A 9,963-nucleotide genomic window follows, 5' to 3' on the forward strand; every position below is an offset into this window, starting at 1 on the left:
CATCATAACCGAATATGGAAGCGCTTCCAATTGAAAAAATATTACAGCGGGTGAGGAAATTGGCTAGCCGAATCGGTCTGTGCGTCCGTGCAATCACGCGCCGCCAGGGGACCTTCCGAAATGCACTTCTGATAGCCGCCGCGATCGGCGTGTCGACTTCGGCGAATGCGGAGGGCTTCCTTCGCGCCGACGGAACCGAGATCGTCGATGGCACCGGCAAGCCGTTCCGGATCCGCAGCATGGGGATTGGCGGCTGGATGCTGCAGGAAGGCTACATGCTCGGTTCCGGGGGGCTCCAGCAGCATGTCATGCGGCAGAAGATGGCGGATCTCATCGGCGAAGAGGATACCGCGAAGTTCTACCAGCTTTGGCTCGACAATTTTCTCGCCAAGGCTGACATCGATGCCCTTGCCGGCTGGGGCTTCAACGCGGTCCGCGTCGCGCTCCACTACGAGCAGTTCACGCCGCCCGTCGAGAAGGAAGCCAGGACTGGCGCGCAGACCTGGAACCCCGACGGCTTCGCGAGGCTGGACCGATTGGTCGAGTGGAGCAGGGCTAACGGAATCTACGTGATCCTGGACATGCATGCCGCTCCCGGCGGGCAGGGCAATGACCTTCCAATCGCAGACCGTGATCCGAGCAAGCCGTCGCTGTGGCAAAGCAGGGCCAATCAGGACAAGCTTGTGGCGCTGTGGCTGGAAATCGCCAAGCGCTATCGCCACGAACCGACAGTCGGTGGCTACGATCTCATCAACGAGCCGAACTGGGACTTCTCCAATTCGGGCAACCCCAACGGATGCAAGGAAACCGACAATAGCCAGGTCGAAGCTCTCCAGAAGCGCATCGCGCACGCAATCCGTACTGTCGATTCAAACCATCTGATCTTTGTCGAGGGCAACTGCTGGGGCGGCAATTACGCCGGGATGAAGCTCGATTGGGACAGCAATCTTGCAATCAGCTTCCACCGGTACTGGAACTATACTTCGGTCGATACGATCCAGACGTTTCTCGATCTGCGCGAAAAATTCCGGAAGCCGCTCTGGATGGGAGAGTCCGGCGAGAATTCGAACGACTGGTTTGCAAAGACCATTCGTCTGCTCGAGGCGAACGACATCGGGTGGTCGTGGTGGCCGATCAAGAAGTTCGGATACAGCAATCCGATGGAAATCAAGCCCAATCCGGGTGTCGCGAAGGTCACGAAATTCTGGATTGGCGAAGGGCCGCGGCCGTCTGAGTCCGAGGCCAGGACGGCGCTCATGCAACTGGCAGGGCATGACGTGCGGTTCGAGAACAATGAGGTCCATCCCGATGTGATCGACGCGCTTCTACGTCAGCCATTCTCGGGCGGGACGCGGCCGTTCCGCGAACATATCGTGGGGCCGGAGGGGCTCACGATCCCCGCGGTTCACTACGACATCGGCGAGAACGGGGTCGCCTATTTCGATGCCGCAAGCGCCGATTATCACAGTTCGGACGGTGGACCGTGGGTCAAGCCGAACAGCGGGCTGACATACCGCAACGATGGTGTCGACATATCTGGCGCGGCCGGGGCGTATTTCATCACCGACATCAAGTCCGGAGAGTGGTGGCGATACACGATTACGGCAGCTGAGGCTGGCTTGTATGACGTCGGATTCAAGTTCGCCAACAATCACGCCGGCCGGATCTCGCTCAACGTGAACGGCAAGAATTTTTCCGGGGCGAGCAAATTTTCGCGAATTCCATTCCTGCCGGGACGCAACACCATAGTCGTGCGGGCACAGACCGCCGGAATGGAACTTGCGGATATTACAATTTCCAGAAGCCAATAATTCAAAACTAAAAAATCAGAGGGGGGAGATAGCGTGAATATACATAGAAAATTATTTTCGGGTGGCGTCTCGGCCATCGCAATCTGCGCGGGGGTTCTTGGTTTTGCGGGATCGGCAACAGCGCAGTCCAGCGCGCCGGAAAGCCCAGAACAGAGCATGGCCTCCGAGGGCGAACCCTCGGATGGCGAGATTGTCGTCACGGGTATCAGGGCCAGCCTTCAGCGCTCAATGGACATCAAGCGTGATGGTCAGGGCGTCGTCGATGCCATTTCGGCGGAAGACATCGGCAAGTTCCCCGATACCAATCTCGCCGAATCCCTCCAGCGCATCACGGGCGTTTCCATCGATCGCCAAAACGGCGAAGGTGCGTTCGTGACGGTTCGGGGCTTCGGCCCCGAATTCAATCTCGTCACGCTAAACGGCAGGCAGATGCCAACCAGCAGCCTCGGCGATGGCGGTAGCGCGCCTTCAAGCCGCTCCTTCGACTTCGGCAATCTGGCATCCGAAGGTGTGTCGGGAGTTGAGGTCTACAAGACCGGCCGCGCTACTGTCGCATCGGGCGGTATTGGATCGACCATCAACATCCTGACGCCGCGTCCGCTGGACAAGCCGGGTCTCTACGGGAGTCTCGGGTTCAAGGGTGTCTATGACACGTCGCAGAATGGCGACACCGACATCACGCCCGAAATTTCCGGCATCGTCAGCAAAACCTTCGCAGACGACCGGATCGGCATCCTCCTTGCGGCTTCCTACCAGAAGCGCAAGGCCGGCAACAACAGCGCCAGTGTCGGCTGGCGCGACGGCTATCGGGGAGACGAGAACAACTGGGGCTCACTGGCGATGCCTGGTGATCCGCGTTACGCCAACATCACCAATCGGCCGGAGGCGACGGATGTTTATCAGGTTCCGCAGAGCGCCGCATATGACATCGTAGATGTCGACCGCGAACGCATCAACGGCCAGGCGGTGCTACAATTCCGGCCATTCGACAGTCTGACCGTTACCGGCGACTTTTTCTATTCGCGAAACAAGGTCGAGATCTCGTCGGCGTCCGGCGGCGTCTGGTTCAATCACAACGATACATCGTCCGCCTGGACCGATGGTCCCGTCGCCGGTCCGATCTTCTACAGCGAAAACTTCCTTGCTCGTGAAGCAAAGGATACGGCGTTCACCGGCGTGCTGACCGCCAACGCCACCGAAAACATATCGTTCGGCTTCAATACCGCATGGAAACCGACGGAGCGGCTGTCCCTCGAGCTCGATCTTCATCACTCGACCGCGGAATCGAAGCCGACGAACAAATACGGCACGCAAGTCGCCGTGGCCGCATCTATTTTCGGTGTGGCCAACCAGACCGTCAACTTCGACAACGACCTGCCGCTCATTTCGATCAACCTCGGTCCCGGTCTGAGCTACACGGATCCTGCGCTGGTCACGCCAACGGGCAATGCATTCCGCAACGCCTATTTCCACGACCGCATCAACCAGGCGCAGCTGAAGGGCAATTACGAGTTCGACGAGGGCTTCCTCGACAGCCTCGATTTCGGCGTGTCCTATGTGGACAACAAGGTGCGATCGGCATTTGGTGTTATCCAGAACAATACCTGGGGTGGCGCCGGTCCGGCTTCCGACATCCCTGACGACGTGTTCTCGCTGGTCGACATCTCGAATGCATTTCCGGGCGTGAGCGGGAACAACAGTCCGGACAGGATCCAGCAGATCATCCGCTTCGACTTCCCACGTTTCGTCTCACTTATCGATGACCTGTACAATGCCTGCGGGGGCACCGGTTCGTGCCTGGCAGAATATACTACCGACCGACGCATCCGCGAAAAGACCATTGCGCCCTACGTACAGCTGAACTCCGAGTTCGACATGTTCTCGCGTCCGGCACACATTACCGCCGGCGTGCGGTACGAGAGGACGACCATCGACTCGAGCGCGCTCGTCCCGGTTCCGACTTCCACGGCATGGGTTGCGGCGAATGAATTCGCCATCAACTTCGGGCCGGACAGCGAATTCACCACGCTCAAGGGCGACTATGAGCATTGGCTGCCCGCCATCGATTTCGACTTCCGGCCGATCGAGGATGTCGTGCTGCGCGCGTCCGTCAGCAAGACGATTACCCGGCCTGACTATGCCAGTATGCAGGGCGGGCTGACGCTCGGCCAGCAATTCAGTATCAATGGCGGGTCTGGCAGCCAGGGCAACCCCGGCCTACTTCCCTTTTCGTCAAAGAACCTGGATCTGTCGGCCGAATGGTATTACGGAAATGCCAGCTACATTTCGGCCGGGTTCTTCCTGAAAAAGGTGAAGAACTTCATCGCGAGCGACCGTGTCGAAACGACCGCATTCGGACTCGTGAACCCGGGAAGCGGCCCTCGCTACGATGCCGCGGTCGCTGCCTTGGGACCGAATGCCCCGGCTGTCGACATCCGGCAGTTCATTTTCGACAACTATCCTGGCTCCGTGGTGATCACAGGCACCGACGCGATCGGATACACGACCGGGCAGATCCTGGGCCTGCCTGAAGACGATCCGCTGGTCTTGCGCATCAATACCCCCGTGAACAGCGATCAAACGGCCTCGCTGCATGGCTTCGAGTTCGCGATCCAGCACAATTTCTGGGACACGGGCCTCGGGGTTATCCTTAACTATACGCTGGTCGATGGTGACGCGACCTATGACAACACCCAGCCTTCAACCGTTACGCAGTTTGCGCTGACGGGCCTGAGCGACAGCGCCAATGCCGTTCTGTTCTACGACAAGGAAGGCATTCAGGCACGCGTCGCTTATAACTGGCGTGCCGAATTCCTCACCGGAGCCGGTGCCAATCCAACCTATGTCGAGGACTATGGACAGGTCGATGCCAGTGCCAGCTGGGAGTTCAAGCCGGGGCTGACCGTGTTCGTCGAAGGCATAAACCTCACCGGGTCCGGTCGACGGCTGCATCAGCGGTCAGAGCGCAATGTCACGTTCGTGTCACCAGGCTTCGCCCGGTACGCCGCTGGTTTACGGTTCTCGTTCTAACCGTCGATCAGAGAATTGTTGGGGAGCTGTTTCAGGATGGCTCCCCAACCACGTGAGCATCCAGTTCTGAATGGTTCAGCGTGCTCGACTGATATGTCCACCAAGCCGCGATTGACACGATCTTTTCGGGCGGCAACTGTCTGCGTTTGTTAATCGGGATACGCCCGGGCCTGATGAGGGAAGTAGCGGCACGCCATGTCCAAACACGAAATTCTGACCGCCGAAGATCATGGAAACCTCGCGGTCGCCACGCGCAAAAGCGCGGAATTCGGGGATGATGCGATGTGCTGCATGATCGTGCCGGACGAGTTCCGGAATGTGCAGAATGAGTTCCCGATACTTTTCAGGCTCAGCCTCGAACGCGACAGCTTTGCGGCCTTCGCCCTGTTCGGCTTCGAGGACGGCGAGAACCTCTTTCTCTCCGACGCGGGCTGGGACGCAATCTATTGCCCTTTGGTCCTGGACACGAAACCGTTTCTGGTCGGACGGTCAGCCGATCCGGCCGGCCAAAGCCAGGTCCATATCGACATGGCGAGCCCCCGCCTTGCGAAGAATGCAGGGGAGCGGCTTTTTGGCGATGGCGGAAGGCCGACGCCATATCTCGACGGGATCGCCGGGAAGCTTGGCGCACTGGACGCCGGATACCGGGCATCGGGCGCGTTTTTCGATGCGCTTCGCAGGCACGATCTGCTCGAGCCTCTGGCGATCGAAGTCACCCTTTCCGACGGCACCACCAACCGGCTGGTGGGTTTCCATGTCATCGCCGAGGAAAAACTGCGGTCGCTCGACGACGATGATCTGGCCGAACTCCATCGTGGCGATCACCTCATGCCGATCTATATGGCCATGGCGTCTCTTTCAAACATACGTCGCCTGATAGAGCGAAAGAACGCCCGTCTGGCGGGCGAGTGATTGAGCGAACGCCATGCGCCCGCCATCGGTCGAAGAAGTAGAAGTTGATGGCCCCGAAGCGCTCGATGAGCGGCTGAAGACCGCGTCCGCGCCATTCGTCGTACGTGGACTGGTTTCCGACTGGCCGCTGGTTGAAGCGGGAAAACAGAGCGCAAAGCATGCGCGGGATTATCTGCTGAATCGGCGGCGCGATCGAAAATTCACCGTCTCGGTCGCTCCCGCGAGCGGGGACGACCGGCTTTTCTACGACAGTGAAATGCAGATGAATTTCCGGAGCTACCGTGTGCGGCTTCCTGAAATCTTCGCCCAAATTGACCTTGTCGAGGGCCGCGCCGACGCCCCGCTTGTATATCTGGGTTCGATCGACATGCAGGAATTCTTCGAAGGTTTGTACGAAGAAAACCATGTCGATCTGGGAGAAAGGAACTGCCTTTCGAACATTTGGATGGGCAATCGCACGCGCATTTCGGCGCATAACGACTTGCCGGACAATCTGGCCTGTGTTGCCTTGGGTAGACGGCGCTTCACGCTCTTTCCCCGCGAGCAGTTCAGGAACCTGTATCTGGGGCCGATGGACAATACCCCGGCCGGCCGCGTCATCAGCATGGTGGATTTCAAGAACCCGGATTTCGAGCGCTTTCCGCTGTTTCGCGACGCTATGCAACATGCCGTAGGCGCTGAGCTGGAACCGGGTGATGCGCTCTATATTCCGGCGCTGTGGTGGCATCACGTCGAATCCCTCGACGATTTCAATATCCTCGTCAATTTCTGGTGGCGCCAAACCCCGAACTGGATGGGGCAGCCACAAGACGCGCTCAACCTTGCCTTGATGGCAATCAGGGATCTTCCGGAGGACGAACGGCGGCACTGGAAAGAAATGTTCGATTATTATGTTTTCAATTTCGACGCATCCTCGACGAAGCACATTCCCGAAAGCGCACGAAGCATTCTTGCTCCGCTAACACCCGAAACTGCCGGCAGGATCAGGGCATTCTTGCTCCGGCAGCTAAGCCAGTAGCCGCGCTGTCAGCGGAACACAGGACAAGAGTACTGCCCCTCAGTTCGGACAGGTTGGATTGTCGCCCACCGCTTCCACGCGTGCGGAAAGCAGTGTGGCACCAAAACCGTTTCCAGCTTCAATTTGCAGTGCGTTGCCTAGCTGCGAGAAATCGACACCGGTGTCCGCGAAACAGCGCAGAGGTATGCGAAATGTGGTCATCTGACCTAGTGGCGCTGCGTTGACCAACGCGCTTACGTCGAACGACCTGAAGCCCATCGCAACCTTCACGGGTGCATTGCCTCGCGAATCGATCCTCCAGTCGAGCCTGAGGGCAAAGGCGTTGTTGAGCTGGCGCGACAGGTCAGCTGGCGGCCCATCGATGCTGAACAGCCCTTCGCCGGTCCATGCTATCTTCTTGCCATCTTCCTGCGCCTTTACATCGACCGACCGGACCGAGACGAACTGGTTCGGACTCTGTGTCGGCGCCGAGCCGGCGCGACGGGATCCGCCTGCATCGGCGACATTCATTTGCCACGGCGACTGGGCGCGACCCGCGGAGAAGAAATTCTCGACATTGAGGGCCGCGGCAACATCGATGCCGGGGTCCTCCGCCAATGCGCCGAGCGCATGCGGCGCGGCATAGCTCAGTCCGTAGCCGACAGGAAAGAGCGGATCGGTCACCGGGGACTTCGCGTCCTTCGGCCAGGCGAAGGACAGCCGTCCGGAAAAATCCCGGATCGTCGTGCCATCTTTGCCGGCGACCAGAACGTCGGCGACACCTTTACCCTGCGTTCCGGGCAACCAGGCTGCGACGAAGGCGTCAGCGGCGTTGATTTCCGGACTGGTAAACATGGGGCGACCCGAGAGGAACAGCGCGACGACTGGAATTCCCCGCGACTTCAATTTCCGGATCAATGCCAGGTCCGTCGCGTCCGTCGGCTGGTACGCCAGGGTCGGCACGTCGCCCTGGAACTCCGCATAGGGCCGCTCGCCGAAGACGACGACGGCGACGTCGGGTTTTTCCGTGTAGTCGCCGGAAGGAAGTATCGATGCGCTGCCGCCGGCCTTGGCGACTGCGTCGGAAATGGCGCGGCCGATGGTCTGTCCATTCGTGAAGTCCGCGGCAGTCACATCGGTCCCTTGCCAGCTGATGGTCCAGCCACCCGATTGCATCGCGATGTCGTCCGCCGCCGGACCTGCGACAAGCACCTTCGCACCGGGCTTGATCGGCAGCACGTTTCGGTTGTTCTTCAGAAGAACCAGTGATTTCGCCACGGCTTCGCGCGCAAGCGCCAGATGGGCCTCGGCACCGATGGCGGCATAATCGCGGCGAGGTTTCGCCTGTGTATCGAACAGGCCCAGCTTGAATTTGACCCTCAGGATACGTCTCACGGCATCATCGAGACGCGCGGCGGAAATTGTGCGGTCCCGCGCTTGTTTCAATGTGTTCTCGTACAAGCCTTTCCAACTGTCCGGAGCCATGAACATATCCAGGCCGGCGTTGATGGCGATGGGACAACTGGTCACGATACAGCCCGCAACCTGGCCATGGCCGTTCCAGTCACCGACAACGAAGCCGTCAAAGCCCATGCGGCCTTTCAGAATATCGGTCAGCAGGGTCCGGTTGCCGTGGATCTTCACCCCGTTCCAGCTCGAAAAGCTGGCCATGACCGTTAGCGCACCTGCATCGATCGCGCCCGGATAGCCTTGAGCGTGGATCGCTACGAGTTCGCGTTCCGGTATCCGCGCGTCGCCCTGATCCCTGCCGTCCTTCGTCCCCCCGTCAGCGAGAAAATGTTTCGCCGTTGCCGCCACCTTGTCCGGGGCGATTTCCTGACCCGCCGACAGGCGCCCTTGCAATCCCTCGACCATTGCCTTGCCATAGGCGACGATGATCGATGGATCGGATGAATAGCCTTCATAGGATCGGCCCCAGCGCGTATCCTGCGGAACAGCCAGGGTGGGGGCGAACGTCCATTCGATGCCGCTGCCCGCGATTTCGGCCGCGGTAGCCGCCCCGATCCGGCGAATGAGATCTGGATCTCTCGCTGCGCCGAGCCCCACATTGTGGGGGAAGATGGTCGCGTTCGGGATGTTGTTGTGGCCGTGAACGGCATCCACCCCGAAAATGATCGGAACGGCAACGCCGTTCGGCGCCGATTTCAATGAAGCCGCACGAAATTCGCCAACGAGCCGGTCCCAATCGGCGGCGCTTGCCCTCTCATTCCCCAATGGGCCGCTGTTGCCCCCCGCCAAAATGGATCCCAAGGGATAGGTTGCGAGATCCGCGGGCGTGATGGTGCTGATATCGGCCTGGACAAGCTGCCCGACCTTTTGTTCGATTGTCATGCGCGCAAGCAACTTGTCGATCCTGGCTTCGGTTTCAGCATCGGACATTGCCGCAGGGCTCTGCGCGGCCGGCCAGTTTTCCGGATGAGCGATAGCTTCGGAATCCACCTGGTCACTCGGTTTTGACTGGGCGGCGACTTCAGTATTGAATACACAACCTCCAATAATGGCTGCGCTCATAAGCAATATTGCCTGAACTTTCATCGCAATCCTCTTTTTACGGACCGACAATCGTTCTGACGATGCCGCCTTATATGAGCTTCATTATCTTGAGTATTATTTTAGGAATCAGGTGTATTGGGGATCTTTTGCGCCGCAGTAGCGCGCCACATAGTCATGATGCTGCGGCAGTTGAGCTGCCGTGCGGGCGACGCCTTCACGTAACGTGCCCAGTAGCTTGTCCAGATCATGATCGGACAGCTTCTCGGCAATCGGGTGATAGCTTTGGGGGTCGATCCCCTGCCCCATCATCACCTGCACCCAACTGTTTTCGGCGAACAATTCCTCATTCTTGCGGAAGGTGCGGCCCGTTTCGCGGAACAGTTCGATCTTCTGCTGCAGGCTGTCGGGGATCGGCATGGCCGCGACATGGCGCCAGAAGGGACTGTCGCGGCGCTCGGTCGCCTTATAGTGCAGGATCACGAAGTCGCGGATCTGCTCGATATCCTGCCGCTGCTGCTCGTTGAACTCGATCGCGTCGCGCTCGCTGACCCGGCCGTTCGGCATCAGGCGGATGAAGCGCAGCACCGCGCGCTGGATCAGGTGGACGGTGGTCGCCTCGAGCGGCTCGACAAAGCCCCCCGCGAGGCCGACCGCGACGCAGTTGCGGAACCATTGCTTGCGCCGCACCCCGCCCTTGAA

General features: G+C 59.4%; 6 protein-coding genes. 4 read left to right on the top strand and 2 right to left on the bottom strand.

From position 1 onward, the window contains the following. Positions 1-14: 14 nt before the first annotated feature. The 4 genes from AC3WJD_RS08400 (at position 15) to AC3WJD_RS08415 (ending at position 6,771) form a co-directional block, all read left to right on the top strand. On the top strand, positions 15-1,811 hold the full coding sequence (locus AC3WJD_RS08400) for a cellulase family glycosylhydrolase (RefSeq protein ID WP_492746148.1): 1,797 nt from the start codon (positions 15-17) through the stop codon (positions 1,809-1,811). 33 nt (positions 1,812-1,844) lie between these two features. Next, positions 1,845-4,841 carry a TonB-dependent receptor gene (locus tag AC3WJD_RS08405; RefSeq protein ID WP_492746149.1) on the top strand — a complete coding sequence of 999 codons (2,997 nt, stop codon included), beginning with the start codon at positions 1,845-1,847 and terminating at the stop codon, positions 4,839-4,841. A 195-nt stretch (positions 4,842-5,036) separates the two neighbouring features. Then, entirely contained in the window at positions 5,037-5,753 is a 717-nt protein-coding gene (locus AC3WJD_RS08410) for a SapC family protein (protein WP_492746150.1), read from the top strand. A 13-nt stretch (positions 5,754-5,766) separates the two neighbouring features. After that, positions 5,767-6,771, top strand: coding sequence for a cupin-like domain-containing protein (locus AC3WJD_RS08415; protein ID WP_492746151.1), 1,005 nt, complete (start codon positions 5,767-5,769; stop codon positions 6,769-6,771). Positions 6,772-6,810: 39 nt separating this feature from the next. Here the strand turns inward: AC3WJD_RS08415 and AC3WJD_RS08420 are convergent, their stop codons facing one another. Both AC3WJD_RS08420 and AC3WJD_RS08425 read right to left on the bottom strand, forming a co-directional pair. After that, positions 6,811-9,306: a glycoside hydrolase family 3 protein gene (locus tag AC3WJD_RS08420; protein ID WP_492746152.1), complete on the bottom strand. Its 2,496-nt coding sequence runs from the start codon at positions 9,304-9,306 to the stop codon at positions 6,811-6,813. A gap of 84 nt (positions 9,307-9,390) precedes the next feature. Beyond that, positions 9,391-9,963, bottom strand: a 573-nt coding sequence (locus AC3WJD_RS08425; RefSeq protein WP_492746153.1) for a tryptophan 7-halogenase, incomplete at its 5' end; no start/stop codon positions are given.

The sequence above is a fragment of the Sphingobium sp. FW306-1B-F04DB genome, assembly GCF_058781925.1.